At 61.7% G+C, this 25612-nt stretch carries 28 protein-coding genes and 4 pseudogenes; 17 read left to right on the top strand and 15 right to left on the bottom strand.

Annotated elements, in window-relative coordinates; all coding sequences use genetic code 11:
• Positions 1-103: 103 nt before the first annotated feature.
• From H9529_RS16520 to H9529_RS16560, 9 genes are read right to left on the bottom strand one after another with little or no spacing between them, the layout of a single operon-like run.
• Complete coding sequence (locus tag H9529_RS16520) at positions 104-739, bottom strand: DUF6441 family protein (RefSeq protein ID WP_092892469.1); 636 nt, start codon at positions 737-739, stop codon at positions 104-106.
• Positions 736-1050: a head-tail joining protein gene (locus H9529_RS16525; protein ID WP_092892467.1), complete on the bottom strand. Its 315-nt coding sequence runs from the start codon at positions 1048-1050 to the stop codon at positions 736-738. The genes H9529_RS16520 and H9529_RS16525 overlap by 4 nt, the downstream gene beginning before the upstream one ends.
• Positions 1051-1060: 10 nt before the next feature.
• Entirely contained in the window at positions 1061-2083 is a 1023-nt protein-coding gene (locus tag H9529_RS16530) for a major capsid protein (protein ID WP_092892465.1), read from the bottom strand.
• A gap of 53 nt (positions 2084-2136) precedes the next feature.
• A complete protein-coding gene (locus H9529_RS16535; protein ID WP_092892463.1) occupies positions 2137-2517 on the bottom strand; it encodes a head decoration protein in 381 nt (126 codons plus the stop codon).
• A 43-nt stretch (positions 2518-2560) separates the two neighbouring features.
• Complete coding sequence (locus H9529_RS16540) at positions 2561-3889, bottom strand: S49 family peptidase (protein ID WP_092892461.1); 1329 nt, start codon at positions 3887-3889, stop codon at positions 2561-2563.
• Complete coding sequence (locus H9529_RS16545) at positions 3889-5385, bottom strand: phage portal protein (protein WP_092892459.1); 1497 nt, start codon at positions 5383-5385, stop codon at positions 3889-3891. Before H9529_RS16545 ends, H9529_RS16540 begins: the two co-directional genes overlap by 1 nt.
• Before the next feature lie 3 nt (positions 5386-5388).
• Positions 5389-5604 carry a phage head-tail joining protein gene (locus H9529_RS16550; RefSeq protein WP_092892457.1) on the bottom strand — a complete coding sequence of 72 codons (216 nt, stop codon included), beginning with the start codon at positions 5602-5604 and terminating at the stop codon, positions 5389-5391.
• A 1-nt stretch (position 5605) separates the two neighbouring features.
• Entirely contained in the window at positions 5606-7660 is a 2055-nt protein-coding gene (locus H9529_RS16555; protein WP_190305645.1) for a phage terminase large subunit family protein, read from the bottom strand.
• On the bottom strand, positions 7608-8165 hold the full coding sequence (locus tag H9529_RS16560) for a hypothetical protein (RefSeq protein WP_092892453.1): 558 nt from the start codon (positions 8163-8165) through the stop codon (positions 7608-7610). The genes H9529_RS16555 and H9529_RS16560 overlap by 53 nt, the downstream gene beginning before the upstream one ends.
• A gap of 173 nt (positions 8166-8338) precedes the next feature.
• Between H9529_RS16560 and H9529_RS16565 the strand changes: the two genes are divergently transcribed.
• The 8 genes from H9529_RS16565 to H9529_RS20830 all read left to right on the top strand — a co-directional run bounded on the left by H9529_RS16565 (position 8339) and on the right by H9529_RS20830 (position 10722).
• A complete protein-coding gene (locus H9529_RS16565) occupies positions 8339-8524 on the top strand; it encodes a hypothetical protein (protein ID WP_223814220.1) in 186 nt (61 codons plus the stop codon).
• Positions 8525-8526: 2 nt separating this feature from the next.
• Positions 8527-8736, top strand: a complete 210-nt coding sequence (locus H9529_RS16570; protein WP_092892449.1) for a DUF6900 domain-containing protein — start codon at positions 8527-8529, stop codon at positions 8734-8736.
• 12 nt (positions 8737-8748) lie between these two features.
• Positions 8749-8967 (top strand): hypothetical protein, encoded by a 219-nt coding sequence (locus H9529_RS16575; RefSeq protein WP_317889632.1) that lies wholly within the window; start codon positions 8749-8751, stop codon positions 8965-8967.
• Positions 8968-8976: 9 nt separating this feature from the next.
• On the top strand, positions 8977-9273 hold the full coding sequence (locus H9529_RS16580; protein WP_092892445.1) for a hypothetical protein: 297 nt from the start codon (positions 8977-8979) through the stop codon (positions 9271-9273).
• Positions 9274-9376: 103 nt separating this feature from the next.
• Complete coding sequence (locus H9529_RS16585) at positions 9377-9604, top strand: hypothetical protein (RefSeq protein ID WP_092892443.1); 228 nt, start codon at positions 9377-9379, stop codon at positions 9602-9604.
• Positions 9594-9818, top strand: coding sequence for a hypothetical protein (locus tag H9529_RS16590; protein WP_092892441.1), 225 nt, complete (start codon positions 9594-9596; stop codon positions 9816-9818). The genes H9529_RS16585 and H9529_RS16590 overlap by 11 nt, the downstream gene beginning before the upstream one ends.
• Positions 9819-9830: 12 nt before the next feature.
• On the top strand, positions 9831-10364 hold the full coding sequence (locus H9529_RS16595) for a DUF3489 domain-containing protein (protein WP_092892439.1): 534 nt from the start codon (positions 9831-9833) through the stop codon (positions 10362-10364).
• 109 nt (positions 10365-10473) lie between these two features.
• Positions 10474-10722 (top strand): hypothetical protein, encoded by a 249-nt coding sequence (locus H9529_RS20830; RefSeq protein WP_019956332.1) that lies wholly within the window; start codon positions 10474-10476, stop codon positions 10720-10722.
• Between the two features lie 120 nt (positions 10723-10842).
• On the opposite strand, the gene H9529_RS16600 is transcribed toward H9529_RS20830, so the two are convergent.
• The 3 genes from H9529_RS16600 to H9529_RS16610 are packed head-to-tail and all read right to left on the bottom strand — an operon-like array spanning position 10843 to position 13930.
• On the bottom strand, positions 10843-12165 hold the full coding sequence (locus tag H9529_RS16600) for a site-specific DNA-methyltransferase (RefSeq protein WP_092892437.1): 1323 nt from the start codon (positions 12163-12165) through the stop codon (positions 10843-10845).
• Positions 12165-12674 carry a hypothetical protein gene (locus H9529_RS16605; protein WP_092892435.1) on the bottom strand — a complete coding sequence of 170 codons (510 nt, stop codon included), beginning with the start codon at positions 12672-12674 and terminating at the stop codon, positions 12165-12167. The genes H9529_RS16600 and H9529_RS16605 overlap by 1 nt, the downstream gene beginning before the upstream one ends.
• Positions 12671-13930 (bottom strand): site-specific DNA-methyltransferase, encoded by a 1260-nt coding sequence (locus H9529_RS16610; protein ID WP_092892433.1) that lies wholly within the window; start codon positions 13928-13930, stop codon positions 12671-12673. Before H9529_RS16610 ends, H9529_RS16605 begins: the two co-directional genes overlap by 4 nt.
• 754 nt (positions 13931-14684) lie before the next feature.
• Here H9529_RS16610 and H9529_RS16615 point away from each other — a divergent pair.
• The 4 genes and pseudogenes from H9529_RS16615 (at position 14685) to H9529_RS16630 (ending at position 18460) form a co-directional block, all read left to right on the top strand.
• On the top strand, positions 14685-15917 hold the full coding sequence (locus H9529_RS16615) for a DEAD/DEAH box helicase (protein ID WP_223814221.1): 1233 nt from the start codon (positions 14685-14687) through the stop codon (positions 15915-15917).
• Between the two features lie 27 nt (positions 15918-15944).
• Positions 15945-17070, top strand: a pseudogene (locus tag H9529_RS16620) (IS3 family transposase).
• Between the two features lie 50 nt (positions 17071-17120).
• The gene (locus tag H9529_RS16625; RefSeq protein ID WP_143033599.1) at positions 17121-17417 is read left to right on the top strand and encodes a hypothetical protein; all 297 of its coding nucleotides are present in this window, start codon (positions 17121-17123) and stop codon (positions 17415-17417) included.
• 47 nt (positions 17418-17464) lie between these two features.
• Positions 17465-18460, top strand: a complete 996-nt coding sequence (locus tag H9529_RS16630; RefSeq protein WP_092893038.1) for a hypothetical protein — start codon at positions 17465-17467, stop codon at positions 18458-18460.
• Positions 18461-18517: 57 nt separating this feature from the next.
• Here H9529_RS16630 and istB read toward each other — a convergent pair.
• A pseudogene (istB, locus tag H9529_RS21365) lies at positions 18518-19350 on the bottom strand (IS21-like element helper ATPase IstB).
• Positions 19295-20810: pseudogene (istA, locus tag H9529_RS16640) on the bottom strand (IS21 family transposase). Before istA ends, istB begins: the two co-directional pseudogenes overlap by 56 nt.
• A gap of 51 nt (positions 20811-20861) precedes the next feature.
• Between istA and H9529_RS16645 the strand changes: the two are divergent.
• From H9529_RS16645 to H9529_RS16665, 5 genes and pseudogenes are all read left to right on the top strand, one after another.
• On the top strand, positions 20862-21725 hold the full coding sequence (locus tag H9529_RS16645) for an AAA family ATPase (protein WP_190305646.1): 864 nt from the start codon (positions 20862-20864) through the stop codon (positions 21723-21725).
• 35 nt (positions 21726-21760) lie between these two features.
• Positions 21761-23025, top strand: a pseudogene (locus H9529_RS16650) (IS256 family transposase).
• 124 nt (positions 23026-23149) lie between these two features.
• Complete coding sequence (locus H9529_RS16655) at positions 23150-23578, top strand: hypothetical protein (RefSeq protein ID WP_092893012.1); 429 nt, start codon at positions 23150-23152, stop codon at positions 23576-23578.
• A gap of 409 nt (positions 23579-23987) precedes the next feature.
• Positions 23988-24191 (top strand): hypothetical protein, encoded by a 204-nt coding sequence (locus H9529_RS16660; RefSeq protein WP_092893014.1) that lies wholly within the window; start codon positions 23988-23990, stop codon positions 24189-24191.
• Positions 24192-24210: 19 nt separating this feature from the next.
• Positions 24211-24663, top strand: a complete 453-nt coding sequence (locus H9529_RS16665; protein ID WP_223814222.1) for a recombinase family protein — start codon at positions 24211-24213, stop codon at positions 24661-24663.
• Between the two features lie 129 nt (positions 24664-24792).
• Here H9529_RS16665 and H9529_RS16670 read toward each other — a convergent pair whose 3' ends face one another.
• Positions 24793-25608 (bottom strand): IS3 family transposase, encoded by an 816-nt coding sequence (locus H9529_RS16670; RefSeq protein WP_223814223.1) that lies wholly within the window; start codon positions 25606-25608, stop codon positions 24793-24795.
• Positions 25609-25612: the final 4 nt, after the last annotated feature.

Consider the following 25612-nt stretch of genomic DNA (forward strand, 5'->3'; position numbering starts at 1 on the left):
TTCACGTCTCGACGCCACCTAACTTCCAAGCATGAAGCGGTTTTGTTTCCGCGACATCGCAAAATCAAAATGATGCAAGCCAGATGTGGATTCTGCTGAGCAGTCATTTTCCAAGCTTCCGCTCCACCCAGTTTGCCACGATCAGGCCCGGCACGCCGTCGACCGCCCGTTCCGCATCCCGCGCCAGATCCAGCCGCTTTCGCAACTTGACCTGCGGCACCAACAGGAAAATCGGGACAGTGGCCATGCCGCGCCCGGTCTTGGACTTTGACGCGACAGCCCGGCCTTTCGAATTCAGCCTCCCCTCGGCCACCAGCAGACTTGGCCCTCTGCGGCGATAGATGAAGCGCAGGCGCAGGCCAGTGCGGCGCTCCCATTCGCCGGGGGTAATCCGGCCGCCGCGCGTGGATTTGCCCGCCGCTGGGGTGGGGATCGCCAGCCAGAACCCGTTCTTCGAGCGGATCAGCGGCCCAGTGTCATGCGCACCGACAATCACCGGGGCATTTGACCAGACCAGCGCCGCCGCGTTCAGGCTTTCGCCCGATTTCGGGAAGCTGGCGAGGCGGATCGAGTTGGCAAGCCGGGTACCCAGCCCTGCGCCGGTGATCTGGCCGCGCCAGGCGGATTTCAGAGAGGTGCCAGCCTCGCGCATGGCGGAGGACACTGCTTTTTCGCCAGCAGCAATCTCAGCCTGCATCAAAGCGGCGATGTCCGGATTAATCTCGATCCTGAGCCTCATGTTGGCCGCAGGTCCAAGGACCAGATCAGACGTTCGCGGTCGCGGACAGGTTCGCCTTGGATGGTGAAGCTGTCGGCCCCGACCACGATCAGATCGCCGGGGCGGGGCTCGGGCAGGTCTGCAACGCGCACGTCTACCATCATGGTATCGCTGACGAAGCGCGCCGCCCCGAATTCGGTGATGCGGTCCGGGGCGCGACGTATGACACGGATTGGCATTTCCTCTGACGTGGTGGCCGAGATCCACAATGCGGCCACCGCCATGGACGGGTTGGCATAGATGCGGTCCATGGCGGCAACAAAGACGTTCATGGTGGACCCGTCAGTTCGAGGTGTGAATGCGGATCGCGATGCGCGGCCGCTTGTTCACCGGCAGGATCGAGGCCTCGGTCATCAGGTCAATCCAGCGCCCCTTTTCATCCAGATGCTGGCGGGCATAGAGGGGCAAGCCCATGGTGTTCGCTGCCTCCAGCAGGTTGGCCGGGCCGCCATATGTGGTGAAGGTGTCCATTGTACCCAGCGGAAAGGCGATGCCTTCACTGGCGGGGACCAGCCGTTCGGTCGCCTTCGTGGAAAGTGTGACGGTGCCCGAATATTCCTCGAACACGATGCCCGCGAAGGGGAAGTTGCGCCGCACATCCTGGCGCAACGGCTGCGCGCCGGTCGCGGCGTAGAACTTGTAGGCTTCCTCGGTCTTCGGATGCGCGATCAGCTTGTCGAAGAATTCCCGGCTGACGAGGGCATGCACATCGTTCATGCTTTCGCCCAGCAGGTTGTCCTCCATCGCCCGCAAGACCTCGCGGACCTTGCCCTGAACATTGGTGCCAGGTGTGCCCAGCACAAAGTCGACCGAGATTTGCGCCAGACCAAACTCGGTGAAGTAGTTGTAGAGGGTGGCCCCGGCGCCGTCTTTGACAATGCCGCGCAGCGCGTTCATTTCCATGTATTCGCGGGTCTGGGCATGCTTGCGGCGCATCAGCTGCAATTTGCGGTTCATCACCTCGACCAGCGGGTCGGCGCCATCGAAAACGCCCAGCGCCGGTTGGCCTTGGATGTCGCCGGGCAGGATGACGTCATCATGCGGGATCCACGGCAGCGCGAAGGACCGCATGGACCGGCCCTCCCGAGTGCCGACAGTGGCGGGACCGCCCAGAGGCACCGAGGGCAGCAGGTTCAGCACACCCTCATACTGCTCGATGATCACCGAGCGCTGGCTGACGCCCTCGAAGCGAAAGAGGCCGATCTGGCCGAGGCGGGTGTAGAGGTTGGGCAGGATATTGATGGCCTGCGTCATCTCGGCCAGCGAATAGCCGCCAGCGTCAAAGGGATTGCGGACAAGGGTCATGGGGTGCTCCGGGGGAAAGAGGGATGGATGTGGATGCGCCGCGCCGTTGGGCGTCAGACGCCGTCGCGGGCGATGATGCCGACGGCCGCAAGCTGGCCGAGCTTGGTGGTGATCTTCGGTGCGTCATCGACGGTGCCGTCGTAGGCCAGACCTGCGCGCGACACGATCGAGGGGCCGCGCGCGACCACAATGCCAGTGGCATCGGCAAGCGTGGCGTCGACGGCATAGAGCAAGACGGCCGTGGCGGTTTGCGCACCGTCTGCGCCACCGCTGGTGGCCAGCTTGTATTTGCCGCTGGCTGTGATGCGCCCGAGGACCGAGCCGACCGGATAGGGCATGCCAATCAACAGGGTGATGACTTCGCGGGTGTAGTTCGGGTTGACCTCATATTTGAGGACATCGCCCATGCTGGGCTGTTCCGTCAGGACGGGCATTGGTCAGTCTCCATGTTTTGGGGTGGGGGAAGCGGGCGCTGGATCAGCGCTTGGCGTCGGTTGCAGCCTTTTTGGCAGCTGCGATGATCGGGCTGTCTTTTGCAGCCGCTGCAGCCGGGGCGGTGGCGATGATGCCAGCGGCATCGCTGCGGGCGGCCAGATCGGCCAGGACGCGGGCGCGAAGGGCTTCAGGCTTCAAGCCACGCGAGACCGCGTCAGCCGCGTCGATTTGGACCCCGAGCCGGGCGGCCTGCGCGCAGACCTGCGCGACCTCGGCTGCTTCAATGCGAACTGCGTCGGCTGACATCGAAACCGGATTGGGTGCCACTGCAACCGACGACACGGGCATCGTTGGTGCGGCCGTCGTTGTCGTCTGTGTGGGATTTGCGACGGCTGTCGGTGCCGGGTTCGGTGTATCGGTGGACGTGGTCATCTGTGGACCCTTTCTGCTGGGGGGAGTGGTGCCGCGGGGCGCGGCGGAGAAGGAACGAAAGGCGGTGACGGGATCGGCGAGATCGTCGGCAAGACCGGCCGCGATGGCATTGGCACCGCGAAACACGGCCGCTTCGGTGGCAAGTGCGGCGGTATGGGTCAGACGATCCCCGCGCCCTGCAGCAACGGTTTCCGCGAAGAGAAAGCGGACCACCTCCAGCTCGCGCTGCATCTGGTCGTGTACCGCCTCCGGCAGCGGCTGGTACGGATTGGCGTCGATCTTGTGCGCGCCCGCATGGATCATGGTGACGGCGATGCCCTTTTGATCCAGCGCTCCGCTCATATCGGTGTGCAGAGCGACCACGCCGATACTGCCGACCACCCCGGTGCGAGGCAGGACGATGCGGTCGGCCTGGGATGCCAGAACGTAGCCAGCCGATAGCGCATGTTCGGCGACAAAGGCGTGGACCGGCTTCTGCAATCGCGCCGCCCGAATGCGGTCGGCCAGATCGAAGGCGCCAGCGACCTCGCCACCGAAGCTGTCGATGTCCAACGCAATGCCGCGAACGCCGGGATCGATCAACGCTGCCTGAAGCTGGGCAGCGATGCCCTCATAAGAGGTCAGACCCGAGGATTGCCCGATCCATGCACCACGGTGCACAAGTGTGCCCGCAATTTCGATCACGGCAATGCCGTCGATCAAGGCATAGGGTTGGCTGCCGTTGCGCTGGTGGCGCTGGGCGAGGTCATTTCCGAACAAAGAGGCGCGGGCAGGCATGGCGGCCGCTGTTTGCTCCGAAGCGTCGATTTCCAGCCCATGGAAGGTGATTTCCTGTCCGGTAATGCGAGGCCCCAGCCCGGACAGAAACGCCAGCGCCTTGGCTGGGTCCACCATCAGGGGTGTGTTGAAGGCGCGCTGGGCGATCTGGGCGTGGTGCATCACGGTTCATCCTTGGGGGCAGGTTCGTCTTCGGCATCTTCCGGCGCATCGTCGTCCTTTTCGTCGCCCTGTTTGTCATCCTTGCCGCTGGCAGCGCCCGGCCCCTGTGCCGGGGATCCTGGACGCCGGAAGTCGAGACCCAGTGACAATTCGCGTTTGCGCTCGGCGGCAATCTCGCGGTCGACCTGTTCGGCGTCATAGCCCCGTTCCGAGATCGCCTGCGTGCGGGATTTCAGGCCGGACTCGATCTGCAGGATCTCTGCGGACGCGTCCTTCATCGGATCGATCCAGTCCCATTTGGTCGGCAACCAGTCGCAGGCCTGATATTGGCGGCGTTGTTGATCATAGCCGGGCAGGTCGATAGCACCGGACAGCACCGCCACGTCCATCCAGCGAGACCACACCGCGCGGCAGAGCTGGAACACCAGCACGCCATGTTGCAAGGCCGAGATGCGACGGCGGAATTCGATCAGCGAGATACGCGTGTTGGAGAAGTTACCCTTGGCGGTGTCGCCCGTCAGGTAGCCGTAGGGGATGCCCAACGCCGCCGCGACTTGCAGCAAGGTCCGGTATTGGAACAGCTCATAGGTGCCGCCGGAGTCCGGTGTGGCTGGCGTCGAGACATCCTCGCCGGGGTCCAGCCGCACCACTTGGCCGGGCTCAACCTCCAAATCCTCTTCAGTCGGTTCCAGCGGGGTTTCCGGGGCAGGCGAGGTGATGAACATCGCGAACATCGCCGCGATCTTTTTGCGTTCCAGTTCCGCGTCGTCATAGAGGTCCAGCGTGAACAGCTTGACGATTGCGGCTGCAAAGCGGGACACACCGCGCAACTGGCCTGCCTCGACCGGGTCGAGAACATGGATCACATCTGCGGCGGGCACACGGACGGTCTCATTGGTGAGGCCGGGGTCGGTCAGATCACCCGGATGGCGGCGCAGGAAATGATAGGCGACGCGGCGGCCAATGCCGTCGAATTCGATCCCTTGGCGGATCAGCCCTGCGCCCGGTAGGGTGCGGTTCATGTCCAAGGGCAGCATCTCGGCAGGCAGCATCTGCAGTTGCAGTGGAACGGTTAGGCCGTCTTCCACCCGGCGGGGCCGTATGCGGAAGAAGACCTCGCCCGACAAGAACACCTCGCGGGCGGCCCGGCGCTGCAGCCCGTAGAAGTCGGTCAGGCCTTCCGCGTCAGCGTCATCGGTCCAGGCCAGCCACAGCGCCTGCAATTCTTCCTTCTTGGCCGCATCGGCGATGGTCGAGGAGGGTTTGATCCCATCGCCGACGACATTGCTAGCGAAGCTTTCTACCGCATTCGCCGCATAGCCATTGTTCCGAACCAGCCAGCGGGCACGGGCGGTGATGGTGTCGCCCGAGGCTGCGATCAGAGTATTCACATGCGCGCGGCTGGCCCGGAACCCGCGCAGGCGACGATGCGCCTGCGCCGCGTCAAACCCGCCAATGATGCTGCCGATGCGCTGGCGGAAAGCCTCAAACGCCATCGGTCACAGACCCTTCGAGGCGACAGTGCCCCAGCGGCGGCGTCGTGGCCTGCCAGAATTGGCCGTGGCAATCCGACCTTCCAGATCGGCAATCGCATTCGCCAGTTCCGCGTCCGAGCCATAGTTGATCGATTTGCCGTCATAGCTGACCGAGCGGACGCCCGCGTAGCGCGCTTCCTGCAGTGCCGCCAGCAAGGCGCGCATCCGTTCCAGATCCATCTCAATCCCTCATGAAGTTTGGTGTGTAAGCCCGGCGTTTCCGCCGTGGCGTCGTTGGTTTTCCGGCCTTGGGCGCGGTCGGGGCATCTGTCGCTGCAGGTATGGCTGCGAGCATCTGAGGCTTGGTCTCGACCCCGGCCTGTTCTTCCAGCCGCCGCCAGGTCGCCTCGTCCCAGCGATCAGCCCCGAGGATCCACGCCGCCGCCCGGGCATAAACCCGGCAGTCCAGCGCCTCGTTGCGCTCGCGCATTTTCTGCCATTCGGGGTGGCTGTAGCCGCGCTTGTTGCGCACGGTGACGAGCTGTTCCGCCACCAACTGCTTCAGCCATTCGGTGTCGATCCAGTCGGGCAGATGCACGGTGCCGGGAGCATCACAGACGCCCAACGCCCGATCTTCGTCCGAGGGACGTTCCAACCGCAGGAAACGGTAGGTCTCGGTTTTGAACGTCGCCGTGGCCACAGACCACAGGCGCGCGCCCCGCCGCAGACGTTTGCCGCCGATGGTCGCATCGACAAAGGTCGGCCCCGACACCGGCGTGGCCCGGTTGAAGCCTTCCAGCCCTTTGATTGGCGAAACCTGGTCGAACCCCTGTTTCCGCGCCCACGCGTAAACCGCCGGGGCTTCATAGCCGGTGTCGATCGCCAGCTTGCCGATCAACATCACAGCACCATTGGCACAGGCCCAAGTCCGTCCAAGCAGCGCGGTCAGCTTATCCCAGCACTGCGGATCGTCGGGACCGCCCGCGATGACGATGTGATCGACCAACCAGCTTGTCCTGTCCCGGCCCCAGGCCCAGACGTCGACTTCGATGCGGTCCTTCTGCACATCGACACCGGCGGTCAGGAACAGACCACCGACAGGGACCTGCACACCACCATAGGCTTCGCGCCGTTCTGCCAGCCGCTGCCATTCCGGCGCGTCGCCACTTTCGACCCAAGTTTCGCCCAGCAGGGTGTTGCGCGCGGCGCGCAGCATCTCTTCTGAACCCTGTGCAGCCAGCCAGTCCCGCCCGATCTGTTGCCAGCTTTTCCAGCCCAGCGGCGAATAGAGCGCCGAGATGTGGAAGCCGATGGAATGCGGATCAACTGAGGTCGCCGTCGCCCGCCACTCTCCTGCCGCCAGCATCTGCGTCTTGTGATGCTCGGCGATGGGCTTCTCGCAGCCCTCGCAATGGTAGGACGCCGTGTCGGGCCGTCCTTTGTCCCAGCGCAGCCTCTCAAACTGCAGCCACTGCATCGCGCCGCAATGTGGGCAGGGCACGAAGTACCGACGCTGATCGGATGCCTCGTATTCCCGCTCGATCCGGCTGATGCCCCGGATCGTCGGGGTCGAGACCATGAACACCTTGCGCCGATGCGAGAAGGTGGTGGTGCGGGCCTCGGCCAGTGTGACCGGATCGCCTTCCTCGTCGGCAGAGGCCGGATAGGCGTCAACCTCGTCGAGAAAGATGTACCGCGCAGGCATTGACCGCAGACCTGTCGCAGAATTTGCGCCGGTCAGCACCAGGATGCCGCCTTGGAATTCCTTCGAGAGCATCGAATTGCCCGCATCGCGCGAGCGAGCCGGATTGACCAGTGCACGCAGCACCGGACTTTCCGAGATCAAGGGGTCGAGCCGCCCGCGCGAGGTACGCTTGGCCATTTCCACCGTCGGCAGCACCGCCAGCATCGGACCCGGCGCGTGGTGGATCACAAAGCCAATCCAGTTGTTGCCAGCCTCGGTCGCCCCAACCTGCGCCGCTTTCATGAACGAGATGCGCTGCGCCGGGTGGCGGGGCGACAGCGCATCCATGATTTCGCGCAGATAGGGCGCTCGCGCGGTGCGATATCGTCCCGGCTCGGCCGCAGCACGCGAGGACAGCCAGCGATGCGCATCCGCCCATTCCGACACCGTCAGATCAGGATCCGGGCGCATGCCTTTGCGCCAGCTGCGCAAGATATCCTCGGCCCCGTCAAACCCCAGATCGAGGTCTGCGGTCAGGTCATCGCTGGCCGTGTTGTCGCTATCCGAGGCTGACCCGGAGATCGGCGAGGGCTTCGAGGTGCTGTCTGACATGGGCTTCCAACACCCTCTGCAGGATCGCGGCCTCGATGATCACCGGTCGCTCCGGTCGCACCGGTTTGCCGGATTGTTTTTCCACCTCCGCGGTTATTTCGGCCGCCATCAGTGCGGCCACTCTGCTGGGCCAGGTGACCCATGTGTCCCGTTCCTGCCGCGCGAGGCGAAACACCAGTGCCTCAGCCCGGGCGCGGTCGACCAGCGTGCCCTTCTTCTTCTGGATGCCAAGCTGCTTGTCCTGCGCCTGGTAGACCGTCAGCGCGGTGCGGGCCTTCAGATACGAAGAACTGTCGGCAGGCCCGGAAAACCCGCTATCGCCGCCGCCGGTGCTGCGCCGTTGCTGGTCGGGGTCGGTCATGTCGGCACGGCGCACATCAGACGCTGCCGCGTTGATCGACCCGTCGCTGTAAACCACCAAGCGGCTGGCCCTGCGTGCCTTCTGGATCGCCCCGCGCGAGAGGCCGGAGTGGGCGGAATACTGGCGTTCGGACATACCTTCCATGGCGATTGCTTCAACCTCAAGATATTGGAATTAAACGGAAATAACGATCTTATTCAGTTGATTACACTCCGCGATAGAGCGATTCATGGTGCAAGGCAAACGGGTGTATCGCACCCCTTACTTGAGGATCGGAGGCCACCATGCGCGCACAGGAAAAGATGGGACACAGCTCGATGAGCGACGGATGGCGGGGCCACACCAGCCCCGCGCAGGAGCGGGTGAACTGGGTGATGGATGAAGTCATGTCGGGGCGGATGAGCCAGGCCGACGGGATGGTCGAGATGGCACGCGCCCACGAGATGATGCGCGAGGAAGCCCGCGCGCGCACGACTCACCCCGAACACCGCTGGGAGGAGTGATCATGGCCAAACGCAAACCCACCCCCGAGGCCGCCCGCGAAGCTTTGATCCTCGATATCGCCCAGCGCCGGTTCTTCATCGAAACGCTGGAGACCCGCAATCGCGACCGGCTCGACTTCCATGATGTGGCCGTCTGGGCGATCCGCGATGCGCTGGAAGAGGCCTTTGAAGCTGGCCGCAGCACTGGCACTGGCGCCGCAACCCAACCCTGAAAGGACAAGATCATGACCGCCACCACCACCATCCGCATCGACATCGCCACGCTGCCCGACCATCTGGACCGTTCGCGCATGAACAGCGTCGCCGCCGGTATCGAGGACGCGCTCAAAGAAGCGGGCGTCCGCGCAGACTGCTCGGACCTGTTCTCGCACATCAAGATCGACCTGCCGACTGCGCAACTGGCTGCCGCTAGCGCCGTGCTGGTCGACCTGCAGCTGATCTGAAGCAGGGCCATGAGCACCCGCGCGCAGATCGCCATCCAGATCGGGCCGGAGGAATGGGCGCATGTCTATGTGCACTTCGACGGCTACCCGGTCCACATGCTGCCCGCACTGGCGCAGTGGAAGCCCGAGGACATCCTTGCCGCCCGCGAAATCCGGCAGGTTACCCCCGAGGCGCTGGATTGCTTCAGCCCGCCCCGCGATCCCCGCATCCTGCCGCGCCCGACGCGTGAGTTTGCGCATCTCTACATGTGGATCGGATGCCAGTGGGTGGCGATCAAACCAAAGGCCGATGCGGACCGAGTGTAATCAAAAAGCACTGATATTGCTTGGAATTACCTACACTAGTGCTCCCGCTGGAGCGATGGTGATTACACGAAAACGATGCAACTCAGCCAAGGAAACCCCCGCCATGACCACCCGCCGCGCGACTGATAACGCCAAAGCCCTCGACGCCTTCATGACCACCAAGTTCCAGATCGACGCGATGCTGGAGCGTCTGAAGGCCCTCAGCGACGACCATTTCGCGACCCACCCCGACGAGATCAACTGGGGCGATGTCGGCACGCTGAACCATTATGCCAGCTTGCTGAGCCAGATCACCGACAGCGCTTTCAAGGAGGGCGAGCATGCCGCTTGATCCCGCCCAGCGCCACCAGATCGAACAGGACGCGATCACCGCCGCGTGGGAGGCCGAACGTCTCGTGGCCTGCGACGATGCTATCGCCTTGCTGCGCGAAATCGCCGATCTGGAACGCGACGACGATGGTGATGTGATCATCGGGACCGATGCCGATGGCCACAATGACCTCATGTCCCGCATCACTGCTTTCCTTGCCACGCACGACCAATAGGAGGAATCCGCCATGACGAAACTCACCGAAACCCAGACTATCATCCTCAGTGCCGGGGCCCAGCGCCCCGAGAACATTGCCCTGCCGCTGCCGAAGGGGTTGCACGGTGCAGCGGCGAAGATGGCCGTCACCAAGATGATGGAACGCGGCTGGCTGCAGGAGGTCGACGCCAACCTGCGCCGGAATGAACCGCTCTGGCGCGAAACCGGCGATGGGCACGGCACGACGCTGGTGGTCACCGATGCCGGGTTGCTGGCCATCGGGATCGAACCGGTGGTCGTCAAGACCTTGGTCGCCATCCGCGAACATGCCGCAAAGGCAACGCCACCGAAGCCGCCGACCCTGCGCCCCGGAACCAAGCAGGCGATGTTGATCGAGATGCTGCAGACCGATAAGGGTGCCACCATCGCCGAAATCGTCGCAGCGACCGACTGGATGTCGCACACGGCGAGGGGCGTGATTTCCGGGGTGCTGAAGAAGAAACTGGGGTTGGCGATCACTGCGACGAAGGTCGACGGCAGGGGATCGGTGTATCGGATCGGCTGAGGTCGCGATGAGCTCGATGTGTCTGTGTTGTCGTGATGTCATTCATTTGCTATGAGACAATATAGCAGAACGCTGGGTCAACGGCGCTGCTTATCCGAAAGTTTTAATTATGACACTTTTGAAGTTGGCTGCATATGAGCAGCCGCTTAAGTGGGCAGCCCTATTGCTGGGCCTGTTTAGCACGGTTTCCATCGTTCAGGATTGGCAATTGGCGGCTATGATGTTTGGCTTACCATTTTGCTTGATCTGGGTCTTCTGCGGCTGGCTCCGGACAGAGCCTCAGCTGAAACACATCAATGTAATCTTCTCGGCTCTCTATGTGTATGGGATATTTCGATACTTCTTCATCAACGCCTAACAGCGCCAGAGGCCGTTACGCCCGGTCTTCTGTTTGTTTGTCCGGTTTTGTAACTCAGGTTGCGCAAGGTAAAGGCCGCTTGGTCCGCACAGCAGACATCGGCGGTTTTCTTCAGCAGAGTCACTTTGGGACGACCGTTGCCACCCTCCCCGTCGCCATCTCCCACCGCCGCACCGCGACGTCGCAATAGACCGGGTCCAGCTCCATCGCGAAACAGCGCCGTCCAGCGCGTTCTGCGCCGACCAGTTGGGTGCCGGAACCGCAGAACGGCTCATAGATCATGTCGCCGGGATCCGAAAACGCCGTCAGCACTGCCTCGACCAGTGCAACCGGGAACACGGCCGGGTGCGATCCGGCAGCGCCCAGCCCGCCTTTGTGGCGCATGATCCGGAACACCGAGTCCGGGATGCGGTGGCTCTGGATTGCGTTCCCGGTGCCGGTCTTGGCATGGACGGTGCCGTCGGCCCCGCGCAGCCCACCGCCGCCAAGGGTCTCGCCTGCGTGTTTGGACGGGACAGTTTTGTGCGGTTTGCGGGGAGCGCGGTTGAAGTGGAAAATGAACTCGTGCGACGGGGCCAGGCGGCCGTTCCAGTCTCCCGGCAGGCCCGGCCCCTGATCCCAGACATACCAGCCAAACCGTCGCCAGCCAGATTTGCGCATCCATTCGACCCATCCTTCCCAGTAGGGTTGCCATTCACTGTCGCGGTGGACGAGGCCAAGGTTGATCAGCAGTTGCGCCTCGGCGGTGACCGGTGCTGCGGTGAAGACGCCCTGCATCAACCCATCCCAATCGCCGACTTTTTCCTTGGCCGCGCCATAGTCGCGCTGCTGGGCGTAGGGTGGCGAAGTGAACATCAGCGTGGCCAGTTCGCTCTGCATCAATCTGGCCACGGCGGCAGGATCCGTTGCGTCGCCGCAGCACAGCCGATGCTTGCCCAGCGCCCAGATATCGCCCGGCTTGGTGATGGGCTCAGTAGGTGGTTCGGGGATAGCATCGGCGTCGTCGTCGGAAATCGCCGGGCGGTCGTCGGCGTCTGCCAGCAGAGCGTCCAGTTCATCCTCGGGGATCCCGATCAGCCCGAGATCGAAATCCTCTGCCAGAAGCGCCTGCAGTTCCTGCAAGAGAAGGGCTTCATCCCAGCCGCCAAGCTCGGTTAACTTATTGTCAGCGATGCGATAGGCCCGGCGCTGCGCCTCGGTCAAATGGCCCAGAACGATCACCGGGGCCTCGGGCAGTCCCAGGTGTGCGGCGGCCAGGATGCGACCGTGACCCGCGATCAACTCCCCGTCGGCCGCGACCAGCACCGGCACGGTCCAGCCGAACTCGGCCATGCTGGCAGCGAGCTTGGCGACCTGGTCGACATCGTGGGTTTTGGCGTTGCGGGCGTAGGGTTTGATGCGGGCGAGGGGCCAGTGCTCAATCCGGTCAGGTTGCATCATCATTACGCGTATCCGGTCAAGGGCGTGTAGACCACCAACGTCGTCCGGCCCGGGAGCCACCAGCTGGGGAAATCGTCGGGCCAAATGACGCGCAGCCCGTGGAGAGCCGCCGTGGCCTCAGTGTCCCGCCGCTTCGCATAATCGAAGATACCGTAGAGATGGGCGGTCACGGCGGCGGCTTTCCGGTCTTTGCGGTAGAAATAGGCGTGATCGACAAGGTCGCGCGGCCAGGGATCGACATGATAGCCGCGTCCGTTAAGCAGTCCCCCGCGCGCCAGCACAGCGGGAGAAAAGTCCGACTTGGACAGGCGCCAGCCGTGGCGTTTGCCAAACAGCACGGCCAGGCGCTGCCGAGCCGCAGTCAGATCCTGTTGCAGGGTGTTCAGGCGAGGGCCGGTTTTGGTCTCGGCGATCATGGCGCGATTGTCGGCCATGGCGCTGATCAGGATGCGGATTTCGATTACGTCTGGCGTGTGGATGGTGCCAGGCATGTTGGACTCTGCGTTGTTCATGCCGCCAGCCTCTTGGCCTTCAGGTGGGCGAAGGTTTCGCCCGTTTCTGCCAGCACAGCATTCGCGCCGGTGAACTGCTGCCAGCGCTCGATGGCAACATCGACATAGGCGGGGTTCAACTCGATGCCGAAGCAGATGCGGCCCGTGGTTTCCGCCGCTATCAGCGTTGTGCCGGATCCCATGAACGGCTCAAACACTGCCTGACCCGGGCTGGAATTGTTCAGGATCGGGCGGCGCATGCATTCAACCGGCTTCTGGGTGCCGTGAACGGTGGCCACGTCCTGGTCCTTGCCGGAGATATGCCACAGCGTCGTCTGCTTGCGATCCCCCGCCCAATGACCCTTGCCGGTCTTTTTCACGGCATACCAACAGGGTTCGTGCTGCCAGTGGTAATCTCCCCGGCTCAGAACCAGCCGATCCTTGGCCCAGATGATCTGTGACCGCACCGCAAAGCCCGCCGCCATCAGGCTTTCCGCGACGGTCGCTGCGTGCAGCGCGCCGTGCCAGACGTAAGCCACGTCGCCAGGGAACAGCGCCCAAGCCTCTCGCCAATCCGCCCGGTCATCGTTGAGCACCTTGCCGGTGCGCTTGGTCTTGGCCGCGCCCGCGTGGTTGCGCCAAGAGGGATCATACTCCACGCCATAGGGCGGATCGGTCACCATCAAGAGCGGTTTCACATCGCCCAGCAGACGCCCGACCACATCTGCGGACGTGCTGTCACCGCAGATCAGCCGGTGCGACCCCAGCTGCCAAAGATCACCTGCCACCGATACGGGCGTGACCGGCGGTTCGGGAATGTCGTCCTCACCCTCGACGGCACCACCTTCCTCCTGATCCGGATCGCGCAGCAGGGCGTCCAGATCCTCGTCGGTGATCCCGAGCAGCGACAAGTCGAAATCATCGGCCAGCAGCCCCGCGATCTCGTCGCGCAACATCGCCTCGTCCCATTCGCCCAACTCGGTCAGTTTATTGTCGGCGATGCGGTACGCCCGGCGCTCCGCCTCGTCGAGGTGGCTGAGGCGGATCACCGGCACGTCCTTTAACCCGAGCATCGCAGCCGCCAGCACCCGACCATGCCCGGCAATCAGCTCGCCGTCGTCGGCCACCATGCAGGGCACGGTCCAGCCGAACTTGGCCATGCTGGCGGCGATCTTGGCGACCTGGTCCGTGCCATGGATCTTGGCGTTGCGGGCATAGGGGCGCAGCCGATCAATCGGCCACGTCTCGATCTGGCTCGGTGCGAAGACCAGGTCCATGGGCGGTTCTCATTTGAGGTGGGGCGGACGTGCCGACGCGCGCGGGCAACATGGCCAGCGACAGGATCGGGGTCCGCAATGTGGGGGAAACGAAAATGCCCGCGAGGGGATCCCTGCGGGCACTATTCTTCGATGATCAATAGGTAGGTCAAGGGGGGCAGCTTTGTCAAATGAAAAAATGACGTGGATTCAATGGCTTCTTACGGGGTGGCTTCCGCTGGCTGGCTTCCGGCAGGGTGGCTTCCACAAACTGGATTCCCTGGATTCCGAAAAGAATCCAGCACGCCAAGACCGTGATTCCGCAAGTCTTTGATAATGAGTCGCTTTTTCCAAAATCGAGCGGCAGGTGGCTTCCGCCTGGATTCCCCGGTGAAAGTGCCTGTCGCTAGCGAAATGCCGCGCTGCGCCCCCCCGCATACGTTCGGGGCCGGGGAGGAACCATGCCAAGGGGGGGCAAGCCGAAAGCGCGCGGGAGTCTCCTCCGGCCGCTGGCTTGGGATGATCGGGGCGTGGTCAGGAGGGGCAGGTTTGTCAATTCGTGTGGGGAGTGCTACACGAGACGAGCAATCCGACGATGAATTGCTTTTTTGGCTGTCATCAGCAGGTTGTCTTCTTCCCTTGCTTGCACCCAGATCTGAAATTAGCGTCTGAATGTGCAAATTTGCTACGCTTCCAAGCGTTTCGCCGACGAGTTTTATGTTCTGTAGTGACTTGTGCCGATTCTCTTTGTTGGCGCGTGGATGGGGAGAGCCGGATGACAACTTTGGAAGACATCAAGAACGGCGCTTCTGTCCGAGGCATTGTTCCTGGACAGCCTGTCGAAGTCGTGTCGGTCGAGTGGATTGGCGATCAAGCCATCAACCTTGTCTATCGGGTCCAAGGCAGCGGCGTGGCTGAAACCACGCTTTACCGTGATGATCAGGCGCGCATCGAGATTGATGCGCGAGGGCGTGCTTGGTCTTTTGATGCTGACGGCGATCTCCTGCGGCTGGTGACCGAGGCCAATCGCATAAAGCTCGCCCATTACTTTGATCCATATCTGGCTATTCACACCAGCCTTGTTGATCCATTGCCCCATCAGATTTCTGCTGTTTACGGTGAAATGTTGCCGCGCCAACCATTGCGCTTTCTTTTGGCTGATGATCCTGGTGCAGGCAAAACGATTATGGCGGGTTTGTTGATCAAAGAATTGATCGCCCGCAGTGATCTTGAGCGATGCCTTGTTGTTGCTCCCGGAAGTCTGGTTGAACAATGGCAGGATGAACTTGGTGAAAAGTTCGGGTTGGAATTTGATATTCTTACGCGGGACATGATTGAGAATTCCCGTTCGGGAAATCCGTTCAATGATCGCAACCGCATGATCGCGCGGCTGGATGTATTGGCGCGTAATGATGATCTGCAAGAAAAGCTGGCCCAATCCACAGAATGGGACCTGATCATCTGCGATGAAGCCCACCGCATGTCGGCGACGTATTTTGGTGGAGAAGCCAAGTACACCAAGCGATATCGTTTGGGGCAGCGTCTTGGTGAAGCCTGTCGCCACTTTCTCTTGATGTCTGCCACGCCGCACAATGGCCATGAGCAGGATTTTCAGCTTTTCATGGCGCTGCTGGACGGCGACCGTTTTGAAGGCCGCTTCCGCGATGGCGTGCATTATGCCGATACCGCGGACATGATGCGCCGACTGACAAAAGAAGAGCTGCTGCGTTTCGATGGCCGCCCGCTGTTCCCTGAGCGCCGCGCCTACACTGTGAAATATGAGCTTTCGCCCGAAGAGGCAGAACTCTACGCAGCGGTCACGGAATACGTGCGCAACGAAATGAACCGAGTTCAGCGTTTCGCCGCCGAAGATGGCAAGAAGCGCAATAACGTTGGTTTCGCTCTCCAGATCCTGCAGCGCCGCCTGGCGTCGTCACCTGCCGCGATTTACCAATCACTGAAACGCCGTTGGAGTGCCCCCACTGAAGTGGTCCACCAACTGGGATAGTATTATCCCATTTCAGGAGGACCAGAGATGGCAGGAAAGCGAGACAACCCCGAAGAGATCGTGCTGAAGCTGCGGCAGGTTGAAGTGCTGCAAGGGCAAGGACGTTCGATTGCTGATGCCGTTCGACAGATCGGCGTGACACAACCGACCTATTATCGATGGCGCAAAGAGTATGGTGGCATGAGTCGAGATCAGCTCAAACGGCTGAAGGAGCTGGAGACTGAGAATACCCGGCTTAGGCGTGCCGTGTCGGATCTGACGCTGGACAAGGTGATCCTGACCGAGGCTGCACGGGGAAACTTTTAAGCCCTTCCCGCCGCCGTCGATGTATCGACCATGTGCGGCAGACTCTCAGCTTATCAGAGCGCCGGGTTTGTCGCACATTGGGTCAGCATCGCTCGACACAGCGCAAGGTGCCTCTCGGCCTGCCGGACGAAGAACGGCTGACCGATGACATCATCGCACTGACAGAAGAGTTCGGACGCTATGGATATCGCATGATTACCGGAATGCTGAACAACAGCGGCTGGCATGTAAATCACAAGCGCGTCGAACGGATCTGGCGGCGGGAGGGCTGAAAGTCCCGCAAAAACAACCCAAGAAGGGTCGGCTCTGGCTGAACGATGGGTCGTGTGTTCGGCTGCGACCGGAGCGTCCGAACCATGTCTGGTCCTATGACTTCGTCCAGGATCGAACCCATGACGGGCGGATCTTCCGCACGCTCAACATCATCGACGAGTTCACGAAGGAGGCTCTGGTGATCCGTGTCAAACGCAAGCTCAATTCCGTCGACGTGGTCGACGCCTTGACTGACCTGTTCATCCTGCGCGGTCCGCCGGAATACATAAGGTCAGACAATGGCGCAGAATTCATCGCCAAGAAGGTGCGCGCCTGGATCGGCGCGGTGGGTGCCAAAACTGCCTTCATTGCGCCTGGATCGCCATGGGAAAACGGCTACTGCGAGAGCTTCAACGCCCGATTTCGGGACGAGTTGCTGAACGGCGAGGTCTTCTCATCGCTGCGCGAGGCCCAAATCCTGATCGAGCGATGGCGTCGCCATTACAACACCGTCAGACCACACAGCGCTCTGGGATACCGTCCACCAGCGCCCAAAAGCATCGTCCCAATAGACCAAAGGCCAACCATGCACTAACATTCAAACTGGACCACTCGTTGGGGGCAGACCATGGGCAGGCACCCGTCGTGAAGCTCGGGTTTTCCCGGAATCCGAAAAGCCGGTTGTACTATCAGTTGATGTGCGGTCCCGAGATCGACGGAACAATCCTGCGGATGGTTTGCATCAAAACCGGACACCAGGCGCAGTGCATCGAAAAGCGCCTGCACCAATCCCTGAAACGCGCGCACCCCGATGCGGTCATTTCGCCCGCTCAATATCGCGCGCATCTCCGGGTTAAGTCCGAGATCTACGCCGCAACGCTTGAGCCCGAGATTCTGCAGATGCTCGACGCTCTCTCTGGCGACATCTCCATCGCTGACTGATCCCCACCTTTTCCTCTCCCACTTTCCCCTGCCAAGGAGGCATCAAAATGATGACGACCTCTAACACCGTGCCATGGGCACCATATGCACGCGTGCTGATGCGTCGCCTGCGCGAAGCCGAAGCCGACAGTCCGTTCGACCTCGACAGCGACGCCGACAGCGACGTGATCACGCCTCCTGCCACCGGCCAGAAGCCTTCCGCCATCGAATTGCTCGACGAGCTCGAGCGCAGTCAGGGACATGACACACGTGATCTCGACGCAATGCGCGAGGCTGGAATCGACGGCTGGGCGCTCGACGAAACCGGTGCCGACCGGCCCGCGCAGTTCATCGAACCCGGCAAGATCCTGATGACCTTGCGGCTTGCCGCCACCTTCGGCAGCGAGCGGGAATTCCTGACGTCCCTGCGCCGCTGCGCAGTCACCGTTGTCGAAGGTTTCGACCCGGACCAGATTTCCGGTGCGGCAACCACGATCGGGCGCCTCTTTCTGACCGGCGAGTGGGCTGCACAACTGCGCGCACCGCACAGCAAGAACACTGGCATCCTTCAACTCATCCGCCCGTTTGAGAGCGCAAGCCGCAAGATCACGGAGCAGACCTATCATCGCACCGCGGACGAGATCGTCGCCGCGCTGCCGCTGCCGCACCCAATGATGATTCTGCTCCCTGGCGAGGCACCGCTGCCTGCAAATGTGCTGCGGGTGCTGCCGTCCGCGATTCCGCTCGCCCCCGTTGACCGCGAGATCATTTTGGCGCTCCTCGCGCAAACCCATTCCGCGACCGGAAAGATCGACCGGTCTGTGGTGCGGCCGTTGCTACCCGGCAACGCCGAGCTAGCAGATATCAACATCCCGAGCCTCTTCGCCGCCCTGCGCGCGCCGACTGCGGCAGCCGCAGCGAAAGCACTCTCCGGCTTTCTCGCACCGCCCGCCAAAGTCACGACCGACATGACGCTTGAACAGATCGGCGGCGACGCCCCCGCACACCTCGCAGCGGCTGACCTCGTGTCCGACCTGACGGCCTGGAATGTTGATTGCCACTGAGAATTGACCCGGCATTGTCACCGAGATCTGACCCACCCAGTTGTTATGTTCTGCGTGTCATGTTGGCGTCAATGCTGGTGTTTCCTTCCGTTTCTTTTTCGCTGTTTCTGAGCTGGCCTTGAAGCGGTAGCTGTCGTTGCCGGTCTCCAGAATGTGGCAGCGGTGGGTGAGGCGATCGAGCAGCGCTGTGGTCATCTTAGCGTCCCCAAACACACTGGCCCATTCGCTGAAGCTCAGGTTGGTGGTGATGATGACGCTTGTGCGCTCGTAGAGTTTGCTGAGGAGGTGGAAGAGCAAGGCGCCGCCAGAGGCACTGAACGGGAGGTATCCCAGCTCATCCAGGATCACGAGATCAGTTTTCACCAGCGCCTCTGCGATCTTTCCGGCCTTGCCCTGGGCTTTTTCCTGTTCCAGGGCGTTGACCAATTCGACGTTGAGAAGAAGCGCACGCTTGCGGTGATGCTCGATGGCCTGAATGCCGAGGGCTGTCGCAACATGGGATTTCCCTGTGCCGGCCCGCCGATCAGGACCACATTCTCAGCCCCATCCAGGAATTCGCATCGATGGAGCTGGCGGACCAGAGCTTCACGCATTTCACTGGCCGCGAAGTCGAAGGCGGACAAGTCCTTGTAGGCCGGAAAGCGGGCGGCTTTCATATGATACGCGATAGACCGCACCTCGCGCTCGGCCATTTCGGCCTTGAGCAGCTGCGACAGGATCGGCATGGCAGCCTCGAATGCGGGCGACCCTTGCTCATGCAGATCCTGGACAGCCTGCGCCATGCCCGGCATTTTAAGGCTGCGCAACATGATGATCAGCGCAGCACCCGCAGGGTCATGACGCATGACGAGTTCCTTTCTGAGTGCGCAGCCCATCATAGCGCGCGACATTGGCCTCGGCTCCTGCTCAGCGACAAGGCCGCTGGAGGGTTCACATCCGGCTGGTCGGTCGGTTTGCCATCCAGCAGCCTGTGGAGCAGGTTCAGCACATGGGTTTTGGTCGGCACGCCTGCCTCCAGTGCCAATTCCACGGCGCACAGCACGGCTTGCTCATCATGGTGCAAGACAAGTGACAAGATATCGACCATTTCGCGGTCCCCGCCGGGCTGGCGCAGTATCTTCGCCTGTAACATGCGGAAGGGCTCGGGCATTTCCACGAAGGGGCACCATTGCGCAACGCTCCGGGCTTGCGCTGAACGACTGCCAGATAGTGGCGCCAGTCATAGATCACGCGCCCCGGCTGGCGGTGCGACCGGTCGATGATGCGCTCATGCGTGCAAATCACATGCCCCTCGGCGACGACCACCAGCCGCTCAGGGTAAATGCGCAGGCTGACGGGGCGGTTTGCAAAGCTGGCGGGCACAGAATAGCGGGTGCGATCAAAGTTGATCAGGCAGGTCGGCGAGACGCGCTTTCTTTCCTCGACAAAGCCATCGAACATTATGGGGAGCGGCATCTGCGCAGGCTTCTCAGCTTCCCACACATCGGCAATGCTTCCAGGCAACCTGCCATGGGCCGTCTCAGTCCACAGCAGTTTGCAGCGCTCTTCCAGCCAGTCATTCAGCGCGCCCAGGTCCGGAAAGGCTGGCATCAGCTGCCACATGCGGTGACGCGCATCGCGCACATTCTTCTCGACCTGTCCCTTCTCCAGCCCGCCGCCGGGTTACAGAACTCGGGATCAAAGACATAATGGCTGGTCATCGCCGTGAACCGCGCATTCACATCGCGCTTCTTGCCAAGTCTGACCTTGTCGACGGCGGTCTTCATATTGTCGTAGATGCCGCGACCGGGCACGCCTTCGAAGACGCGAAAGGCATGCCAATGAGCGTCGAACAGCATCTCATGCGTTTGCAGAAGATAGGCTCGCACAAGGAAGGCGCGGCTGTGCGACAGCTTGATATGGGCAACTTGCAGCTTGATGCGTTCACCGCCCATAGGCCCAGTCTTCGCTCCAATCAAACTGAAAGGCTTCACCCGGAACACAAGCGGCACGAAGACACCCCGGTCGGTCGTGTGATACGCACGCTGCGTTCGCCCTTCCATTCCCGCACGAAGGCCGCAACACGCTCATAGGAACCTTCATATCCCAGCTCCACCAAATCGGCGTGCATTAGCTTCGCCGTTCGGCGTTCTTTGCGTGACTTGCGCTGATCTGAAACCAGCCATCCTAGCTGAGCGGCATACGGATCCAGCTTGCTCGGACGATCCGGCGTCTGAAACGCAGGTTCAACAATCCCCTCCCGCAAATACTTCTTGATTGTGTTGCGCGCGATGCCTGTGCGCCGCGCAATCTCGCGAATGGGCATCTTGTCTCGCAGCGCCCATGTCCTGATAACCTTCAAAAATCCCATGTCGATCACTCCATATGCCCCCAGCTGGTTCAAGCCGGGGAAAGGTTGCACATGGGTCAATTCTCAGTGACAATTTTGGCGGTTGCCGGGTCAATTCTCAGTGGCAATCAACAGGCCTGGAAGCACGACGGCGCGCCCTGGACCGAACTGTCTCACTCGATCTTGTTTTCGGGTGAACCCGGCACCGGGAAGACCGTCATCGCACGCGCTATCGCGGCCTCGGCAGGCGTGCCCATCGTCGAGAGCTCGTTCGGGACCTGGCAAAGCGCGGGGCACCTGGGCGACATGCTGCGCGAGATGCGCAACAGCTTTGCCGAGGCCATCCGCCAAAAGCCATCCGTCCTGTTCATTGACGAAGTCGACGCTGCCGGTTCACGGCAAGGCACGGACAAGCATGGAGCCAATTATCGCAGACAGGTCATCAACCAGTTCCTTTCCGAGATCGATCAGCTTCAGCGTGCAGAAGGAGTCATTCTGGTCGGAGCAACCAACCACCCCGAAGCCCTCGACCCGGCGATCTTGAGGCGCGATCGATTTGACCTGCACTGCAACCTTGGCCGCCCAACACAGCCCCAGATCCGGCACATGCTGACCCGTGCAATGCCGGACGCCCAAGAAGCCGACCTCAACACGCTCGCCCGGGCGTACTCGGGCGAAACGCCTGCGACGATCGACGCGACCATCCGCGCAGCCAAGTCGAGCGCGCGGCGGATGGCGCGGCCGTTCACGCCTCAGATGTTGCTGTCAGCACGGCCGGATGCCAAACCCGAGCACAACCGCCGCATCGCAATCCATGAATGTGGCCATGCGGTCGTAGCCACTCTACTCGGTGCCGTTCCCATCCGTCGCGGGAATGTCCCGACCGATGTTGAAGTTCGTTATCTGAAGGGTGGCGTTGCTCTCCCTGAGCCGTAGGCTCGGGGTGTTCAATCCAGATGGAGAGCAACACCATGAAAACATCTACCACATCCCCGCTGGCCCTGGCCAGCAAGGCCGAGCTGACGGCGGCAGTCGAAGAGGCCCGTGATGCGGTCGGGGCGAGCTTCGAGCGGTTCTGCCTGGTCGCGGGTCTCGCCAGCCTGACGCAGATGCTGGAGGAGGACGCGACGGCGCTGGCCGGGGCCCCGCATGCGCGCAGTGCCGACAAGCAGGGTACGCTGGGCCGCACGCGGGCCCGGTGGGCTTTCACGGTGCAAGGTGGAACTGGAGCGTCCGCGGGTGCGATCAAAACCACCGCAAGGAGCTGTTCGCTGCCAACTGGCAGGAAGCTGCGCAGGCCGCTGGCTGGAGCAATGGCGATGAGCTGATGCTGATGAATGTCGCCACGCGCAAAGTCGGCCGCGCCGTGCGCTGCCCGAGGCCGGGGTGCCGTCCGAGGCGGGATCGGGCTGTAAATCCGCAGTCTCACGGCGGTTCAAGGCGCTGACCACAGGCGCGCATGACGCATGGATGGCCTCTGATCTGTCTGCGCTCGACCTGCTGTGATCCAGATCGATGTCTGCACATGGGGACAACCTGCTGATGCTGGGCGCGATCGGGATCGATGCCGACGGGGAAACACCCGCTGGGCGTGGTCGAAGGCGCGACGGAGAACGCTGCGACCGTGCAGGCGTTGTGGACAACCTGATCGAGCGTGGCTCGAACCCGCAGTCTGTCGGCTGTTCATCGTAGATGGCGCCAAGGCCCTGACCAAGGCGATCCGCCGGACCTTTGGCGCGCATTCCGATCCAGCGCTGCCAGGTCCACAAGGCTCGCAACATCACCGAGCGACTCAATCCCAAGCTTCACGCCGCTGTCCGCCGCGCCCTGCGCCAGGCCTGGGAGCTCGATGATGCCGACAAGGCCGAACGTCTTCTGCGCACCCTCGCGCGCCGCCTCGAACTCGAGGCGCCCGGCGTGTCGAAGAGCATCCTCGAGGCCTCGACGAGATCCTCACCGTGACCCGCCTCGCCTGCCGCCCGAACTGCGCCGCTCACTGGCTTCGACAAACATCGTCGAGTCTATGAACGCGGTGATCAGACAGGTCTGCCGGAACGTGAAGCGCTGGCGCGACGCGAAAATGGCGCTGCGCTGGACCGCTGCGGGCATGCTCGAGGCCGCCAAGGGCTTTCGTCGCCTCAAGGCCCACAAGCAATTGCCCGTCCTCAAGGCAGCACTGGAGAAGCATCGCTCCAAACCCGAAGACGCCGTTGACCAGGTGGCAGATGCCGCGTAACCCTGAAATCAGCAGCGTCCCCCGTCGCGCTTTTCAACATCGAGCGGGACATTCCCTCCGTCGCCTCCAGCTCTCGGCAAACGGCGGTTTCACATTCCGCGCGTCTGCGATCCGCCAAGGCACTGTGCCCGAGTTCGAGTATGAACTGACGATCATCCTGGCCGGCCGCGCCGCCGAACGCGCGATCCTCGCCTCGGTCAGCGCAGGAGCAGGCGGCAGCGAGGAAAGTGATCTCGCCTTGGCGACGAGGCTTCAGTTGCAATTCGACCGAGAGTTCGGGCTCGGGGCAAACGGCAATGCCTGGCTTGGACCCGTGGACATGAAGCGCATCACTTCGGCAGAACGTGATCGCGCCCGTGTCAAACTCGATCAATTCGAACGCCGGGCGCAGCAGCTTCTCGCCCCGCATCGCGATCTGCTGGAGCATCTGGCTGACCATCTTCTGGCCGTCCGGGAAATGGATACCGAAGACCTGCGCCCATGGCTAGAAAACCTCGCGCCCTCACGTCCCGAGCAGAGCGGTGACCGCGCCCTGACAACCGATCAACGATAATCTGGAGCGGGTTTGTCATTTCGTTAAAGGCAAACCCGCTGCAATGACGGCCCGATTGGTGGTCATTTGCGGAATTCTTTTTGGCAATTCAGAGACTGGCGGAGTTGCAATACCTGATACTGGGGCAAAATATGGAGAACTCTCTTTCTATAGGGTTTTGCTCTTTCAGTTTTCTGCCTGAAGCAGGATTGCAGCGATCACCCCGCAAAAGAATGGAAATAGTTTTTCGCGTTTGTGGGGTTATCCACAATATTGCGACATTCCCGCTTTTCTCCTCCGGTTTTCGACTCAATGAATGGACCGATCATGACTTATATTGATTGCAGCACCGTCGGACAGAATTCCGGCACAGATCAGATCAATATGACCCATCCCGCCCTGTGCAGGATCGGGCAGGAGAACTCGGCCAATGGCACGGGACCGGAGAAGTCATGTTCGCAAGCAAGAGGCGCTGTCCGCAGCGCCCGTGCCCGTGGATGCGAGCTCCAACCTGCCGCTTGCCAAGAATCGCTCTGCCCCGCATCCTTGCCTTGTCGAGATCGTGCGGCTCCTCGCACGGCAGACAGCCAAGGCCGATGTCGCCGCGCAACGCGCAAACGACAGTGAGGACTAGTAACATGCCCAGCCAGCCTTTGCGTGTCGCAACCTACGCACGATATTCAAGCGAGATGCAGTCCGCCGCATCGATCGAAGACCAGCAGCGCCTCTGCCACCGCCTAGCTGATACGCACGGTTGGGTCGTGGTCCATGATTACGCCGATGCGGCGATTTCCGGCGCATCGCGGGAACGCCCGGGCTACCAGCGCCTGCTGACTGACGCGCGCCTTGGCCTTTTCGATGTTGTTGTCGCAGAAAGCCTCGACCGCATCAGCCGCGATCAGGAAGATACCTCGTATTTCTACAAACAATTGCAGTATCGCGGCATCCGGATCGTCACCAGTTCGCAAGGCGAGATCAGCGAGATGCATATCGGGTTCAGCGGTGCTGTCTCAGCTGTCTTTCTCAGAGACCTCGCGGCCAAGGTCCATCGTGGCCTTGAAGGCCGCGTCCGCAAAGGCAAATCGGCCGGTGTCAACGCCGTTTGAACTTTCCCCAAAAGTGCCGAAGTAAAATTCCCCACTCTGGCGGGTCCGGTAATCAGCCGGGTTTACGGATTGGCGGCCTCGTTCTTTGGTGGGCGTGGTCTGCCCCCAACGAGTGGTCCAGTTTGAATGTTAGTGCATGGTTGGCCTTTGGTCTATTGGGACGATGCTTTTGGGCGCTGGTGGACGGTATCCCAGAGCGCTGTGTGGTCTGACGGTGTTGTAATGGCGACGCCATCGCTCGATCAGGATTTGGGCCTCGCGCAGCGATGAGAAGACCTCGCCGTTCAGCAACTCGTCCCGAAATCGGGCGTTGAAGCTCTCGCAGTAGCCGTTTTCCCATGGCGATCCAGGCGCAATGAAGGCAGTTTTGGCACCCACCGCGCCGATCCAGGCGCGCACCTTCTTGGCGATGAATTCTGCGCCATTGTCTGACCTTATGTATTCCGGCGGACCGCGCAGGATGAACAGGTCAGTCAAGGCGTCGACCACGTCGACGGAATTGAGCTTGCGTTTGACACGGATCACCAGAGCCTCCTTCGTGAACTCGTCGATGATGTTGAGCGTGCGGAAGATCCGCCCGTCATGGGTTCGATCCTGGACGAAGTCATAGGACCAGACATGGTTCGGACGCTCCGGTCGCAGCCGAACACACGACCCATCGTTCAGCCAGAGCCGACCCTTCTTGGGTTGTTTTTGCGGGACTTTCAGCCCCTCCCGCCGCCAGATCCGTTCGACGCGCTTGTGATTTACATGCCAGCCGCTGTTGTTCAGCATTCCGGTAATCATGCGATATCCATAGCGTCCGAACTCTTCTGTCAGTGCGATGATGTCATCGGTCAGCCGTTCTTCGTCCGCAGGCCGAGAGGCACCTTGCGCTGTGTCGAGCGATGCTGACCCAATTGCGACAAACCCGGCGCTCTGATAAGCTGAGAGTCTGCCGCACATGGTC

The sequence above is a fragment of the Roseicitreum antarcticum genome (assembly GCF_014681765.1).
Taxonomy (GTDB): Bacteria; Pseudomonadota; Alphaproteobacteria; order Rhodobacterales; family Rhodobacteraceae; genus Roseicitreum; species Roseicitreum antarcticum.